This is a genomic window from Corynebacterium sp. MSK074, assembly GCF_030229735.1.
In the GTDB taxonomy this organism is placed as follows: domain Bacteria; phylum Actinomycetota; class Actinomycetes; order Mycobacteriales; family Mycobacteriaceae; genus Corynebacterium.
This window is the reverse complement of the sequence record NZ_JASPIX010000001.1, coordinates 301,535-315,737: the sequence shown is the minus strand read 5'-3', so window position 1 is coordinate 315,737 and position 14,203 is coordinate 301,535. Positions and strand designations below refer to the sequence as shown.

General features: G+C 59.0%; 14 protein-coding genes. 1 reads left to right on the top strand and 13 read right to left on the bottom strand.

The window, feature by feature from the left end:
• Position 1: 1 nt before the first annotated feature.
• The 7 genes from secD to QP965_RS01465 all read right to left on the bottom strand — a co-directional run bounded on the left by secD (position 2) and on the right by QP965_RS01465 (position 6,790).
• Positions 2 to 1,894, bottom strand: coding sequence for a protein translocase subunit SecD (gene secD / locus QP965_RS01495; RefSeq protein ID WP_239277616.1), 1,893 nt, complete (start codon positions 1,892 to 1,894; stop codon positions 2 to 4).
• A gap of 238 nt (positions 1,895 to 2,132) precedes the next feature.
• A complete protein-coding gene (gene yajC / locus QP965_RS01490; RefSeq protein ID WP_239277614.1) occupies positions 2,133 to 2,492 on the bottom strand; it encodes a preprotein translocase subunit YajC in 360 nt (119 codons plus the stop codon).
• 75 nt (positions 2,493 to 2,567) lie between these two features.
• On the bottom strand, positions 2,568 to 3,647 hold the full coding sequence (gene ruvB, locus QP965_RS01485) for a Holliday junction branch migration DNA helicase RuvB (protein ID WP_284843892.1): 1,080 nt from the start codon (positions 3,645 to 3,647) through the stop codon (positions 2,568 to 2,570).
• A 22-nt stretch (positions 3,648 to 3,669) separates the two neighbouring features.
• Entirely contained in the window at positions 3,670 to 4,287 is a 618-nt protein-coding gene (ruvA, locus tag QP965_RS01480) for a Holliday junction branch migration protein RuvA (RefSeq protein ID WP_284843891.1), read from the bottom strand.
• Positions 4,288 to 4,321: 34 nt separating this feature from the next.
• Positions 4,322 to 4,888, bottom strand: a complete 567-nt coding sequence (ruvC, locus tag QP965_RS01475; RefSeq protein ID WP_040425252.1) for a crossover junction endodeoxyribonuclease RuvC — start codon at positions 4,886 to 4,888, stop codon at positions 4,322 to 4,324.
• A gap of 180 nt (positions 4,889 to 5,068) precedes the next feature.
• The gene (locus QP965_RS01470; protein ID WP_150851185.1) at positions 5,069 to 5,824 is read right to left on the bottom strand and encodes a YebC/PmpR family DNA-binding transcriptional regulator; all 756 of its coding nucleotides are present in this window, start codon (positions 5,822 to 5,824) and stop codon (positions 5,069 to 5,071) included.
• Between the two features lie 93 nt (positions 5,825 to 5,917).
• The gene (locus tag QP965_RS01465; RefSeq protein ID WP_284843890.1) at positions 5,918 to 6,790 is read right to left on the bottom strand and encodes an acyl-CoA thioesterase; all 873 of its coding nucleotides are present in this window, start codon (positions 6,788 to 6,790) and stop codon (positions 5,918 to 5,920) included.
• Between the two features lie 181 nt (positions 6,791 to 6,971).
• On the opposite strand from QP965_RS01465, the gene QP965_RS01460 reads away from it, so the two are divergent.
• Positions 6,972 to 8,309 carry a glycosyltransferase family protein gene (locus QP965_RS01460; RefSeq protein ID WP_284843889.1) on the top strand — a complete coding sequence of 446 codons (1,338 nt, stop codon included), beginning with the start codon at positions 6,972 to 6,974 and terminating at the stop codon, positions 8,307 to 8,309.
• Between the two features lie 21 nt (positions 8,310 to 8,330).
• On the opposite strand, the gene QP965_RS01455 is transcribed toward QP965_RS01460, so the two are convergent.
• Genes QP965_RS01455 through thrS form a run of 6 tightly spaced genes read right to left on the bottom strand, consistent with a single transcriptional unit; the run spans position 8,331 to position 14,126 of the window.
• A complete protein-coding gene (locus QP965_RS01455) occupies positions 8,331 to 8,792 on the bottom strand; it encodes a hypothetical protein (RefSeq protein ID WP_284766574.1) in 462 nt (153 codons plus the stop codon).
• Positions 8,792 to 9,895, bottom strand: a complete 1,104-nt coding sequence (locus QP965_RS01450) for a glycosyltransferase family 4 protein (RefSeq protein WP_284843888.1) — start codon at positions 9,893 to 9,895, stop codon at positions 8,792 to 8,794. The genes QP965_RS01455 and QP965_RS01450 overlap by 1 nt, the downstream gene beginning before the upstream one ends.
• The gene (locus tag QP965_RS01445) at positions 9,895 to 10,839 is read right to left on the bottom strand and encodes a phosphatidylinositol mannoside acyltransferase (protein ID WP_284843887.1); all 945 of its coding nucleotides are present in this window, start codon (positions 10,837 to 10,839) and stop codon (positions 9,895 to 9,897) included. The genes QP965_RS01450 and QP965_RS01445 overlap by 1 nt, the downstream gene beginning before the upstream one ends.
• A 39-nt stretch (positions 10,840 to 10,878) precedes the next feature.
• Complete coding sequence (pgsA, locus tag QP965_RS01440) at positions 10,879 to 11,484, bottom strand: phosphatidylinositol phosphate synthase (RefSeq protein ID WP_239277599.1); 606 nt, start codon at positions 11,482 to 11,484, stop codon at positions 10,879 to 10,881.
• The gene (locus QP965_RS01435; RefSeq protein ID WP_284843949.1) at positions 11,477 to 12,013 is read right to left on the bottom strand and encodes an HIT family protein; all 537 of its coding nucleotides are present in this window, start codon (positions 12,011 to 12,013) and stop codon (positions 11,477 to 11,479) included. The genes pgsA and QP965_RS01435 overlap by 8 nt, the downstream gene beginning before the upstream one ends.
• A gap of 49 nt (positions 12,014 to 12,062) precedes the next feature.
• Positions 12,063 to 14,126, bottom strand: coding sequence for a threonine--tRNA ligase (gene thrS / locus QP965_RS01430; protein WP_284843886.1), 2,064 nt, complete (start codon positions 14,124 to 14,126; stop codon positions 12,063 to 12,065).
• Positions 14,127 to 14,203: the final 77 nt, after the last annotated feature.

The window sequence follows — 14,203 nt, the reverse complement described above, 5'->3', positions numbered from 1 at the left end:
CTTATTTCTCCTCATCTTCCGCAGCATCTACGGGACGTGCGGTTCCTGCGGCAGAATGTCCTGCCGTTTCTTTGGTGGCTGACTCTTTAGCGTCGGAGGCTTCAGCAGTGCTTGCTTGACGACGTCCCGAGCCAAAGTAGCCGCGCTCACGGCGCTCTTCCACCAGTGCGTAGATTCCGCCGAGGCCATTCATCGAAGGTTTAGCAGCAGCCGGACGGCGGCCCACCATCTGCATCAGTGGTGCCATGACCAGGAAGGATACGACCAGGTCGAAGACCGTGGTCAGACCCATCGTAAAGGCGAAGCCCTTCACCTCACCGATGGCGAGGAAGTAGACCACAACAGAGCCAATCAGGGTCACCGCGTTACCGGTCACAATGGTGGCACGAGCGCGCTCCCACGCCTTTTGCGTAGCGGAGCGGAAAGTGCGTCCCTCGAGGAGCTCGTCCTTGATGCGCTCGTAGTAGACCACGAAGGAGTCAGCAGTTGCGCCCACACCGATGACCAGACCGGCGATGCCGGAAAGGTCCAGCGAATAACCGATCCAGCGGCCCAGCAGAACCAGGGAACCATAGGTCAGGAGGCCAGAGGCAATGAGGAAGATGAGGGATACGCCGGCCAGCGCGCGGAAGTAGTACAGCGAGTAGGCCATCACGAGTACCAGGCCAACGAGGCCTGCAATGAGGCCGGCCTGCAGTGCGGCCTTACCCAGTGTTGGTGGAATCGACTCTACGGTGCCACCCGGCTCGCCATTTTCACCGGCGAAGGACAACGGCAGTGCGCCATACTTCAGGTTATTAGCCAGGTTCTGTGCCTCTTCCTGGCTAAAGTCACCAGTAATGGAGGTAGCAGAGCCAACTGGAGTTGCTCCCTGAATAACCGGTGCGGAAATAACCCCAGAGTCAAGGGTGATGGCAACCTGGTCCTTGAGGTGTTCCTGCGTCAGGTCTGCCCAGGTCTGCGAACCGTTCGGGCCATCGCCGGTCTTGAAGGAGAAGTTGATCTCCATCTGGCCGGACTGACCGTTAAGGCCGCCTTCGATCGGAGAATTGGTATCGATCTCGTTGCCGGTGAGACGGGTGCCGTTTTCGTCCTTGATGCCATTGAGAAGCGGTGCGGGCTCCAGAACGTACGGGTTGCCGTTGGAGTAGTCACAGGTCACAAATGGCTTGGCAGGATCGTCGGCTCCGGCCAGTGGATCGCTGCTGCCCTGGCAGGTCATCAGCGCGGAGGCTGCTGCCTGGGTGGTCGGGTCCTCGGACTGACGGTCCTTCAGGAGCATCTCCGTAACTTCATCGCGGCGCTTAGTCTGCTCAATGGAGTTGCTTGGCTCCTCAAGCGGCTTGGCGCTGACCTTAGGAGCCTTCTGCTCCTTTGGCTCCTTGCCAGTCATCTGCGCTTCTTGCTGAGCGATGGCCTTGGTCATCTGTTCCATCTGCTTATTGGCCTCGTCTGCGCTCAGTACGTCGTACTTCACCCAGCGATTGGCCATATCTTCCAGCTCCTTATTGAGCTTTTCCATATCCGGCATGGAGGGCTTAGCCACCGGACGGAAGAACAGCTGCGAGGTCTGGCCCACAGCCTGTGCCTGGGAGGCGTCCTCACCTGGCACGGTAATGACCAGGGTATTGCCGTTGATGACAACCTCAGAACCAGAAACACCCATGCCGTTAACACGCTGTTCCAAAATGTTGCGTGCTTGCTTGAGTTGGTCTTGGGTGGGTTCCTCGCCTTGCGGCGCCAGTGTTACGCGGGTACCGCCCTGCAAGTCGATGCCAAGCTTTGGGGTGCTTTGACGGCTACCAGTTAAAAAGATAAGCGCATAGATAACAACCACAATGAGAACGAAGAGCGCGATCGCGCGCTTCGGCCATTGGCGTTTGCTATTTTTCATAGCGCCACGGGTTTTTGCGGACAACGATAATCTCCTGTGCTGCTTATAACAGGGTGTTTAAACATTAAATACGGCCCCGCCACATGGCGCAGGCACGTCAACAACGCACAATCGTACGTCATCAGGCGGAGTTTTCCTTAACGAGGTCCGGAAAAGACTCAAAGTGTGATGGGGTCTACGCTCCGCGAAGGCTCCACCCACCTAGCAAACGTTAAGGCAACTCTTAGGAAATAGCCGGCTATTCCTTCTCCTGGCCGTCAAACGGAGGGTACTTCTCATCAGGCAGGTTATCTGCCGCATCATTCTTCTCTTCCCCAGCAGCAGGGCGCGCAAGCTCATTGGCCTCCTGCTCAGTGCGAATGACCGCCATCTTGTCAAAAGTAACCACCACGCCAGGGGCGATTTCTAGATCCACATCCTTGTCGCCAGTGCTGCGCACTACGCCGTGCACGCCGCCCGCCGTAACGATGGCGTCGCCCGGCTGCAGGGAATTCTGGAGGGCCTGCATCTCATTTTGGCGCTGGCGCTGCTTTCGCATGGCCATAAACGAGGGAACGACGAAGAGGATGCCAATAATGATGAGAATGATGATTTCCATAGCACCCTAGTGTGCCAGACGGCGGTGCGCACAGAAACCCCAAGGGGGGCATCGCCAAGCAGGCTAGCCTCTGAATTAAAACAGCCCGGCCGCGCCCTCCGGCGGGGTAAGCCCCAGGTGCCGCCACGCAGCAGCGGTAGCTACACGGCCGCGTCCAGTGCGCGCAATCATTCCGGCACGCACCAGGTATGGCTCACACACCTCCTCGACAGTCGAGGGTTCCTCGCCCACTGCGATGGCTAGCGTGCTCACGCCTACCGGTCCGCCGCCGTGCCCCTTAATCAAGGCATTGAGCACCGCCCGGTCGAGGCAGTCAAGTCCCATGTCATCCACGTCAAAGACTTCGAGCGCTCCCTGGGCCGCACTGAGATCAATCAGGCCGGTGCCATTGACCTCGGCATAGTCACGCACGCGGCGCAGCAAACGGTTAGCAATACGTGGTGTTCCGCGCGAACGAGAGCCAATTTCTACTGCCGCATCGTGGTCAATTTCCACGTCCAAAATGTGGGCGGCGCGCTTGATCACCTGGGTAAGATCGGCCGTGTCGTAGTACTCCATCTGCGCGGTGAAACCGAAGCGGTCGCGCAATGGGCCGGTGAGCATGCCGGCGCGCGTAGTCGCACCTACCAGGGTAAATGGCGGGATCTCTAGCGGAATAGAAGTAGCGCCAGGTCCCTTGCCCACGATGACGTCAATGCGGAAGTCCTCCATTGCCATGTACAGCATTTCTTCTGCTGGCCGGGCAATGCGGTGAATCTCATCGATGAACAAGACATCGCCTTCCATAAGGTTGGAAAGCATTGCCGCCAAATCACCGGCGCGCTCCAAAGCGGGTCCGGAAGTCATACGCAGCGAGGTGCCCAGCTCCTGGGAAATAATCATCGCCATAGTGGTCTTGCCCAGGCCCGGTGGCCCCGAAAGCAAGACGTGGTCGGGCGTCACACCACGGTTCTTAGCGCCTTTGAGCACAAGGGAGAGCTGCTCGCGCACCTTGGGTTGGCCGATAAACTCCTCGAGCGATTTGGGACGCAAGGAGCGTTCAATATCATGCTCCTCGGAGTGTGCGGTGGCATCCACATCGCTATTGCGCTGGGTGGCGTGCGCGGCGTCGACGCCCTCAGGGAGATTAAACTCGGTGCGCTCAATATCGGACATGATTTTTCAGCCTTCCTGCCGGTTATTTCTTCTTGCCCAGCTGCGCCAGCGCCGCACGCAAGAGAGAGGACGTATCGGCATCGGGATTGTCCGCGTAGGCGGATTCCACCACGGGGCGCGCCCCCTTATCGGTAAACCCAAGGCCAATGAGTGCCTCAGTCACGCTTTCTACCACGGCACCACCGGTCGGCGCGACGGCGGTATCAACGGAGCCTGCGGCCGCGGGCGCGCTTGGCGCAAAGGCCGCTACCTTCTCCTTGAGCTCCAGCGCCAAGCGTTGGGCCATACGCTTGCCGACGCCCGGAATAGACTGCAGCGCCTTTACATCTTCCCCACCAATTGCCGCCGCGAGCTCCCCTGCCCCCATAACCGACAGCGCGGCCAAGGCCAGCTTGGGGCCTAGTCCGGACACGGACTGCAGCACATGGAACATCTCGCGATCCTCATCAGCGCTAAAGCCATAGAGAGTCAGAGAATCTTCCTTGACCACCAAGTTAGTAAGAACCGTGGCTTGTTCCCCGCGGCGCAAGGTACCCAGCGTTTTTGGGGTGGCTAAAAACTTGTACCCCACGCCTGCACAGTCGATAACCCCATGGTCGAGTCCAATATGGATTACCTCTCCACGCAGTGCAGCAATCATTGGCTTCCTATCCTTCCACTCTCAGTAAAATTCCCTAGCGCTTCTTGCCCTGGCCGCGCACGCCGCTGGTCTTAGCACCAAGCCCGAGACCGGTATGGTCCATACGCACAATAGCCGGGGCACGCCAGCAGTGGCAGACTGCCAACGCAAGAGCGTCGGCGGCGTCGGCAGGCTTGGGCGGTTCAGTCAACCCCAGAATACGGGTAATCATGGTGGTCATCTGCTTCTTATCCGCGCGCCCGTTTCCAGAGATGGCCTTTTTCACCTCGGACGGGGTGTACATGTAGACCGGAATATCGCGTTCGGCGGCAGCTAGCACCAGCACACCAACTACATGGGCCGTTTGCATGACTGTGGACACCTGACCGCGTTCGAAGACGCGCTCGATCGCAACCACATCTGGCGAATAGTCATCCATCCACTCTTTCGCCGCCACGGAAAGGCGCAGGAGGCGCTCCGTCAAGTCCTTATCGCTAGGGGTGCGCACCACACCGACAGAAACGGGAAGGATTGCTCGGCCACGACCAGCCTGAACCACCGAAAGCCCGCAGCGCGTCAAGCCTGGGTCAATTCCCATCACGCGCATTCCTTCTAGGTTCATCTCTCCCCCATTGTCATGTCGGCACCACTGAGCACCGCCTACCGCCCCATTATGGACTACACACAGGTGTTCTACAAGCGTAGCATCCAGTCAACCCATGGAAAAGCGCCGGCTACGTCTCCTGCGGGCAATACCCACGGAGCGCTACCGGCGCTAAGAGCCATCCTTGCGGCGAGGTGGTTAGTCCTCGTTCAGCTCGGCTAGAACCTCATCGGAGAGATCCATATTGGTGTAGACGTTTTGCACATCGTCGGAGTCTTCCAAGGCGTCGATGAGGCGGAAAATCTTCTTGGCGTCATTGGCCTCCAGCGGTACCTCGACAGACGCACGGAAGTCATTGTCGGAGTCATCGACCTGAATATCGGCGTCCTTGAGCGCGTCCTTGACTGCCTGCACGTCCGTCGGCGCGCAAACAATCTCAAACTTCTCGCCCTGGTCCTTGACCTCTTCCGCGCCTGCTTCCAGCACGGCCATCAAGACGTCATCCTCCGTCAGCTCGCCCTTTTCTACCAAGACGTAGCCGGTACGGGTGAACATGTAGGCCACAGAGCCCGACTCACCCAGGTTGCCGCCGTTCTTGGACATCGCGGTACGCACGTCGGTCGCCGCACGGTTGCGGTTATCCGTAAGGCACTCAATAAGCATGGCTACACCGTTCGGGCCGTAGCCTTCGTACATGATGGTTTCCCAATCGGCGCCGCCGGCTTCTTCACCGGAACCGCGCTTGCGAGCACGCTCAATATTGTCATTGGGGACGGAGGCCTTCTTGGCCTTCTTGATCATGTCATCAAGGGTTGGGTTAGCCGCTGGGTCACCACCGCCGGTACGAGCCGCCACTTCGATGTTCTTGATCAGCTTGGCAAATTCCTTGCCACGCTTGGCATCGTTGGCAGCCTTCTTATGCTTGGTAGTTGCCCATTTCGAGTGGCCTGACATGTAGTCCCTTTCTAATCGGGTGCTGAAACTGGTGGCAATTATACGTGTGCTGCACGAATGCGTGAAAGCGACCCCCTTATAAGCGGGACGTTCTTATACGTTGTGCCAATTGCCATGGGCAGAGCCGCTGCCCAAATTTTCATCTAAATAACGAATAAGACCCTCTTGATTCACCAACGCCACCAATTCACCCTGCTCGGTAAAAATCTTGCCACGCGCAACCGCCGTCGCATTCGACGCCGTAGGTGATACCTGCTCATATAGCAACCACTCATCCACGCGGAATGGGCGCAGAAACCATATCGCATGATCAAGGCTGGCCAATTGCACTTTCTCTCCCTGATGCGGAATCAGGGCCGAGCGAATCAGCGTCATATCAGACATAAAGGTCAACGCCGCACAATGGAAGGAAGAATCCGCAGGCAGTCTGCCAGTATTGCGGAACCAAATATGCCGATAGCCTGCACCGGTGCGCTCTGCAGCCACCGGATCGCGGCCCTTTTCTGGCACGAGGCGAATATCCCATTCCTCCCACTCCTTGAGGATAATCCTGGTGGAGTACGGGGCTCCGCCGCCAATCCGAGCTACTTCCTCGGGCCCTGGCACCTCTGGCGCAGGATCCTGATGCTGCGGGCCGCGATCCCCGTCGCGATGGAAACTAGCCATGAGAGTAAAAAGGAGCACGTCCCCCTGGTAGACACGCACCTGCCGGTTGGCAAATGATCTCCCCTCCCGAATGCGTTCGACACGGATCTCAATTGGCTGGCTCGCATTGCCAGGGCCTACAAAGTAGCCATGCAGGGAGTGGATGTCTTTGCCGGACACAGTGCGCTGGGCTGCGGCCACTGCTTGAGCAGCAATCTGCCCGCCGAAGGTACGTTCAATTCGCGACTCCACAGCAGGGCCTTTAAAGACATCGGCCATTGTCGTTTCCTCGACGGCCAAGACCTCGCGAATAGATGCCATCTGCACGCTCCTTATGCCCTATATCACTTTCCTAGCAATTGCCGTCCACACTACTCACTGGACGAGCCGTCAGTTTGTTTTTCCAATCCGTCCCCCACATCTGGGCGCAAAAGTGGAGGAATTTTCTAGAAGAAACTATGTCCGCTACCGAAGTAGGCGCGCATTGAATAAAGTCTTTCGAGTGAAACGCATCGCTTCTGTTCCAGCAGTATGGATTGGGTGGGTCATCGCCCGCCTTGTCCTTATTTACTTACTCAAGATTAACCACAATCCCAGGGGCGATGTCGCATATTATTTTGCTGGACGCTTTGGCGATGACCCGACAATGATGACCGAATACCCTCACGCGGGCACGTGGCCCACGGTGCTTTTAGGGTGGCTCACCGGCGAGAATATCACCGCATTCTATATCGGCTTCACCATCATGACCCTGCTTGTTGACGCCGCCTTTTTAGCTCTCCTTCTGCGCCACCACCCGACTCAACCGCGTAGTTTCCAGGCCGCCTGGTTCTGGGTGCTCTTCGGCACCGCAGCTGGCCACACCTTTGTGTGGCGTCTCGATATATTCCCCGCCCTAGCCGTAGCCGGGGCGGCTGCACTACTTGCTACCCGCCCACTCATCGCCTCGGCGATACTGGGCTTTGCCACCACAATGAAGCTATGGCCGGGAGTCCTCGCTGCAGGCCTGGTGGGCCGCTTCAACAAATCCGCGACCTGGCAGCGCCTACTCGCGTTTTTCTGCACCATCGTCGCGGTCTGCACCGTCACGATTGCTGCCTCTGGCACCGAGCGCCTGCTTTCACCGCTGAGTTATCAGGGCGTGCGCGGTCTCCAGTTGGAGTCCATCCCGGCGACGTTCCTGTTGCTGCAGGCACATCGCGCTCCGGGGCGGTGGCATCTGGGCTACGCGCCGTCCAAGAGCTTTGAAATTTCCGGGCCTGGAGTAGATACCGCAATGACCTGGAGCACAATTGCCACCATTGCCATGCTCGTCTTCGCAGTGGGATGGGCGCTGTACCGGCTGTGCGCCGGCGGATGGACCACCCGCACGACCATGGCGTTTTTTACCGTTACGGTCCTGCTTCTTATCGCGACGAATAAGGTTTTCTCCCCGCAATACATCGTCTGGCTGGGCCCCTTGCTTGCCGTGGTGATCCGCCAGCGCCTGCCGGAAGGATTCGCTCCCTTGCGGGTATTCCAAGCCTTGTTAGCGTCCTGCACCATTATCGCTGCCGTGCTGGGCACCTTGGTCTACCCATTCAACTATGACTACATCTGGAACCACGTGGGCGAGAACATGTTTGCCGTCTACCTATTGGTAGCCCGCAATATCCTCATCGTTGTCATGGCCATCATCGGACTTGTCTGGTTTGCAGTCGAGGTGGCCCTGGCGTCGAAGATCGAGCGGGCGCAGGTGCAGCAGCAAGCGCCTAACGCCCCGGAGCAAGACACGGCCGCCAGCACCGAGGCGAAGCCGGTATTCCGCCGCCGACGCGGCCGGCACGCACTTGCGTCCTAAATCTTGAGGTAGAACTGCTGGCTACTCAGCCAGCATATAATCAAAATACTCCGGCAGTTTTGCGGTGCCACCCAGATGAAAGAGGCGTACCGCAGGTCGCAGGCGTAGCGCGCGCGTGTCGCTGACCGCCTCGTTGTAGAAGCGGTGGGCAAGTTGGATGCGGCCCTCGGCGTCGGCAAGCGCGGCAGGGCGACGGTCCGCGGGAAACTCCCTCACAATGGCGGCAGATAGTTCCCGCTCGGCCATCGTGCGCGGTTCGAAATGGCCCTGATAGAGCTCGGTAGACTCTGCTCGCTGAGCTAGCGCCGCGAGCTCTGGTGCGACCACCGCTGTCACCGCTGCCCTGCGGTCTAGTGCCGCCTGTAGCTGGGCCAGCGAGGCATCAGTGCGGATGTGCAGCGAGTTAAGCCGCTGGGCGGTAAAAAGCGCCCACAAACCTACGATGATAAGTAGGAAGAGGATTAGGGCAATTTCAATGGCCATCAACGCTTTACCCTCACCTTGGTACCGTCTTGGACAGTCTCGTAGACCTGCATCACGGCTGCCGCTACATGGTCCCAGTCATAGGTGCTGGCGCGTTGGACGCCATTGCGCACCAACTGGGCCCGATACTCGGCATCATCAAGCACCTCGTTAAGGACGCGGGCCAGATCCTCACTGTCTTCATTGCGAAAGAGTGCGCCGGCAACCTCGTCGGAATCGGCATTGCACACAGCACGGAAGGCTTCCAGATCGGAAGCAACAACAGCCGCGCCGGCCGCCATGGCTTCTACCAGCACGATGCCGAAGCTTTCACCACCGGTATTTGGGGCCACATAGACATCGGCACGGCCCAGGATTCCTGCCTTTTCGGCGTCGCTGACCCGGCCTACAAAATCCACGCCCTCGACCTCGCGGGCGCGGCCGCCGCCCATGATGGTCACGCGAATATCGTGGTGTACTTGGCGCAGCGCGCTCAACAGGATATCGAGGCCTTTGCGAGGTTCGTCCAACCGTCCCAAGAAGACAACTTCCAGGGGATCGCCGGGGGCCTTAGCCGGGCTGCGGCGCCGAGCCTGCGCGTAGACCGACGTATCCACGCCGTTGGGAATGAGGACCGGGTCGCCACCCAATTGCTCCACCTGCCACCGCCGCGCCATATCGGATACCGCGATGCCACCCCGGATCTTTTCCAAAAAGGGAACGAGAAAAGGTTTGGCCAAGGTCAGCACCAGGGAGCTAGACGCGGAAGCGTGATACGTCGCCACCAGTGGGCCTTGTGCCACGGCCAACGCGGTCATGGAAAAGCTCGGGGAGTTAGGCTCATGGATGTGCAAGACATCGAAGTCGCCCTCCTTGATGAATTGCTTTACCTTGCGCGTGACGTGGGGGCCCACGGACAGGCGGGCCACCGACCCGTTATACGCGATGGGGAAAGCCGGCCCTCCCTTGACTACGAAATCCGGCAGCTGGGTGGATTCCGCAGCGGGGCCAATGACCTGAACGTGGTGCCCTTGCTCAATGAAGACTGTGGCTAGATCAAGGATATGGGCTTGAACTCCGCCTGGTTCATCGAAGGAGTAGGGGCATACGATTCCTATACGCACTAGCTCTCGCCTTCCTGTGATGGCCCGGTGTGGCGGGCATTGCGGGCACTTTTGGCCGCCCGCGCTTGCCGACGCCTCTCTATGTCCACATTCCACTGCGGTTGCAGCATATGCCAATCCTCCGGGTGGCGGCGGATATTGGCGGCGAAGCCATCGGCCATGCGCTGAGTTGTCTCCTGCAGGTCCGTTACCTCGAGCTCAGGAGACACAGAGAGCCCCCAGCCCTCACCCTCAAACCACGAATGCACGACGTGCAGGGCGGCGCCAGTCTCTAGGGCAAGCTGTGCGGGACCGGCGGCCATATTGGCCTTTTCCCCCATGAAATCCACGGTAACGCCGCTTCGGGTCAGGTCGCGCTCAGCCAGCAGGCAGACCACGCCACCGGCTTCCAGCACCTCTTTGAGGCGGGCAAAAGGCGAGGCTTCGCCGCCGGTGAGGGGAAGAACCTCAAAGCCGAGGGTTTCGCGGTAGTCCACAAAGGCGTCGAAAAGCACTGCGGGCTTAAGGCGCTCCGCAACGGTGGTGAACTGGCCATAATGACCGACGAGGAAGACACCCGCCATATCCCAATTACCGGAATGCGGCAGAGCCAAAATAGTACCGCGGCCGGATTGAGCCGAAGCATCAAAATGCTCAAGGCCTTGCAAGCCGCTGAGCAAGCGCTGATGCAACCCTGCATCACCGTGGATAGCTGGCAGGCGGAACGCCTCCATCCAATAGCGCATATAGGAGCGCACGGAATCGCGCACCAAGGCGCGGGTAACGTTTTCCGGGCCCACCACTCGCGCTAGGTTGCAGCGCAAGCCCTCCATTCCGCGACCGTTGCCACTTGCGTAGTCCGCACCCCAGCGAAAAAGCGTGCGCGCAATGGGCTCGGGCAGACGGCGCACCACCTTCCATCCCGCGAGGTAACCCGCCGCGGAGAGGTCTTCTCTATCCCACATGGTGTCACAACCTCCTGGTATTAGGTGGTGCAGTACGAGCTACTGCTGCTCCTGGCGGGCAGCAATAACCATACGCTGGCACACGGTAAAGACGGAGCCAACGGCCAAGATCCACAGCGCTACCTCAATGGCATGCGGTACGCCTAGGCCTTCGAGGCCGATGCCGCCCAAGCCCAAAATGAGCCGCTCGGGGCGCTCGATCAGGCCGCCAACCATCGTGAATCCGGACGCTTCTCCCCTAGCCTTGATATAGGAAATGACCTGGGAACATACCAAGGTGACAAAGCACGCAATAACCGTAATGCGGGAAGAATCCGCAGAATAAATCAGCCACCATGCAATAGCACTGAACAATGCGCCATCGGTGATGCGATCACAGGAGGCATCCAAGGTCGCACCAAAGGCAGTAGCCTTGCCGGTCAAGCGCGCCATGGTGCCATCGAGCATGTCGAAAGCGGCGAAGAGGCCGGACAAAACGGCAGCGGAAAAAAGATGGCCGGTAGGAATGAGGATCACCGAAATCGCAATGGTGACTATGGTACCCACAACCGTGACCACATTCGGGGTCAGACCTAGCTTCAAAAAGGCCTTGGCTATAGGTTCCACCACCACGGCAGCGGGCTTTCGCCCATGCACGCTAAGCACGCGAATCCTCCTCTTCCATCTCGCGCCATCCTTCTGCCAGTACGCGGCGCGTATCCTGCAGAAGCTGCGGTAATACCTTAGTCCCATCGAGGACAGTCATAAAGTTACTATCCCCGGGCCACCTTGGCACCACATGTAGGTGCAGGTGATCTCCCACCGAGCCGCCCGAAGCGCGCCCCAGGTTCAGGCCCACGTTGATGGCTTCTGGGTGCGAAACTCTCTTGAGTACCCGGACTGCTTTTTGCGCGAAGGCCATCAACTCGTGCGATTCCTCTTCCGTAAGGTTTTCGAGCTGGGATTCCTTACGGTACGGGACCACCATCAAGTGCCCGGCGTTATACGGAAACAGGTTCAGCAATGCATAGACCGTCTTGCCGCGAGCAATGATGAGCCCGTCTTCATCGCTGCCCTGTGGGGCTTCGACGAAGGGATCCTTTGATCGCTTGGCAATATAGGCCATGCGATAAGGCGCCCATAACCGCTCTAGGCGGTCCGGCTCGCCAGCACCTGAGTCAACGAAGGTCTCCACCGCAGCTTGGTTTTCAGCGACGGCGGAGCTGTCGGTTTCGTGTGTCTCCTTAGCGTCGGGCACTGATGAGCTCTTCGGTCGGCTGCTCGTTGTTGCGCTCTGCTACCCATGCGGCGATGAGCTCCACGGCTTCCTTTACTGGCACACCATTGACCTGGGTGCCGTCGAGGAAGCGGAAGGACACGGCATCAGCTTCTACGTCGCGTGCGCCAGCCACCAGCATGAACGGAACCTTACCGGTGGTGTGGTTGCGAATCTTCTTCTGCATGCGGTCATCAGAAGTATCCACATCGGCGCGGATACCCTTCTGACGCAGCTGGGCGGCAACCTCTTCGAGGTGCGGGGAGAATTCGTCAGCCACCGGAATGCCCACCACTTGGTGCGGTGCTAGCCATGCTGGGAAGGCACCGACGTAGTGCTCCAGCAGGACGCCAAAGAATCGCTCAATGGAGCCGAAGAGCGCACGGTGAATCATGATTGGGCGCTTCTTCGTGCCGTCCGACGCAGTGTATTCCAGCTCGAAGCGCTCCGGCAGGTTGAAGTCCAACTGCACGGTAGACATCTGCCAGGTACGGCCGATGGCGTCGCGCGCCTGCACAGAAATCTTCGGGCCGTAGAAGGCTGCACCTGCGGGATCCGGAACCAGCTCCAAGCCAGACTTTTCTGCGACCGACTGCAGGATAGACGTAGAGCGATCCCAGATCTCATCAGAACCGACGAACTTATTCGGGTCCTTGGTAGAAAGCTCCAGGTAGAAGTCAGACAGTCCGTAGTCCTTCAGCAAGGAAATGATGAAGTCGAGGACCTTGGTCAGCTCTTCTTCCAGCTGCTCTTCGGTGCAGTAGATGTGGGCATCGTCCTGGGTAAAGCCGCGGGCACGGGTCAGGCCGTGGACCACGCCGGACTTTTCGTAGCGGTAGACGGTGCCGAACTCAAATAGACGCAGCGGGAGCTCGCGGTAGGAACGGCCACGGGATGCAAAAATCAGGTTGTGCATCGGGCAGTTCATGGGCTTGGCGTAGTAGTCCTGCGGCTCCTTGACGGTATTGCCCTCTTCGTCATATTCGCCATCGAGCTGCATCGGTGGGAACATGCCGTCGGCGTAGAAGTCCAGGTGGCCAGACTTCTTGAATAGGTCACCCTTGGTGATATGCGGGGTATTAACAAAGGAGTACCCAGCCTGGACGTGGCGGTTGCGAGAGTGGTTTTCCATCTCCATGCGCACGGTCGCGCCATTCGGGTGGAATACCGGGAAGCCGGAGCCAATCTCATCCGGGAAGGAGAAGAGATCTAGTTCCTGTCCCAGGCGGCGGTGGTCGCGCTTTTCAGCCTCTTCCACCATGGTCTGGTAGGCCTCCAGCGCCTCCTTGGACTCAAAAGCGGTGCCGTAAATGCGCTGCAAGCCAGCCTTGGACTGGTCGCCGCGCCAGTAGGCAGCTGAAGAACGGGTCAGAGTAAAGGCCGGGATGTACTTGGTGGTCGGTACGTGCGGGCCGCGGCAGAGATCGAACCACTCTACTTCCCCGGTGCGCGGGTTGATGTTGTCATAGTGGGTGAGATCGCCGGAACCGACTTCTGCGGCCTCGTCGGAGTCAGGGTCAACGTTACCCTTGTCTTGGACCAGCTCGAGCTTGAAAGGCTCCTCGGCGAGGGCCTTTTCCGCTTCCTCCGCGGATTCATAGACGTGGCGCTCGAAGCGCTGGCCGCCCTTGATGATCTTCTTCATGCGCTTTTCAATCGCCTTGAGATCTTCCGGTGTGAAAGGCTCGGCGGTCTGGAAATCGAAGTAGAAGCCATTCTCAATGGCAGGGCCGATACCCAGCTTGGTGCCAGGGAACTCGGCCTGCACGGCTTGGGCCATAACGTGGCCGCAGGAGTGGCGGATGACGGCGCGGCCGTCTTCCTCGCAGGCGGCTACCGGGGTGAAGGTGGATTCCGTGTCTGGGGTGTGCGACAAATCAAAGAGAGTGCCGTCCTCACCGCGAACGACTACGACAGCCTCCGGGCCCTTATTGGGAAGGTTGAGCTCTCGCATTGCTGCGCCCACGGCCTGGCCGGCGGGCACGGTGAAGGAATCGTAATTGACCGGTACTGCGGGGATGAGTTCCGCCATAATCGCGCTCCTTTATGCGCTCGTGCGTCGGCGGCATACCTGGCCGCGTCCGCTATTTAAATTTACGGATAGCTATT

Coding starts and splice junctions, on each gene's coding strand:
- secD (WP_239277616.1), bottom strand. CDS start 1,894: ATGAAAAATAGCAAACGCCAATGGCCGAAGCGCGCGATCGCGCTCTTC.
- yajC (WP_239277614.1), bottom strand. CDS start 2,492: ATGGAAATCATCATTCTCATCATTATTGGCATCCTCTTCGTCGTTCCC.
- ruvB (WP_284843892.1), bottom strand. CDS start 3,647: ATGTCCGATATTGAGCGCACCGAGTTTAATCTCCCTGAGGGCGTCGAC.
- ruvA (WP_284843891.1), bottom strand. CDS start 4,287: ATGATTGCTGCACTGCGTGGAGAGGTAATCCATATTGGACTCGACCAT.
- ruvC (WP_040425252.1), bottom strand. CDS start 4,888: ATGAACCTAGAAGGAATGCGCGTGATGGGAATTGACCCAGGCTTGACG.
- QP965_RS01470 (WP_150851185.1), bottom strand. CDS start 5,824: ATGTCAGGCCACTCGAAATGGGCAACTACCAAGCATAAGAAGGCTGCC.
- QP965_RS01465 (WP_284843890.1), bottom strand. CDS start 6,790: ATGGCATCTATTCGCGAGGTCTTGGCCGTCGAGGAAACGACAATGGCC.
- QP965_RS01455 (WP_284766574.1), bottom strand. CDS start 8,792: ATGGCCATTGAAATTGCCCTAATCCTCTTCCTACTTATCATCGTAGGT.
- QP965_RS01445 (WP_284843887.1), bottom strand. CDS start 10,839: ATGTGGGATAGAGAAGACCTCTCCGCGGCGGGTTACCTCGCGGGATGG.
- thrS (WP_284843886.1), bottom strand. CDS start 14,126: ATGGCGGAACTCATCCCCGCAGTACCGGTCAATTACGATTCCTTCACC.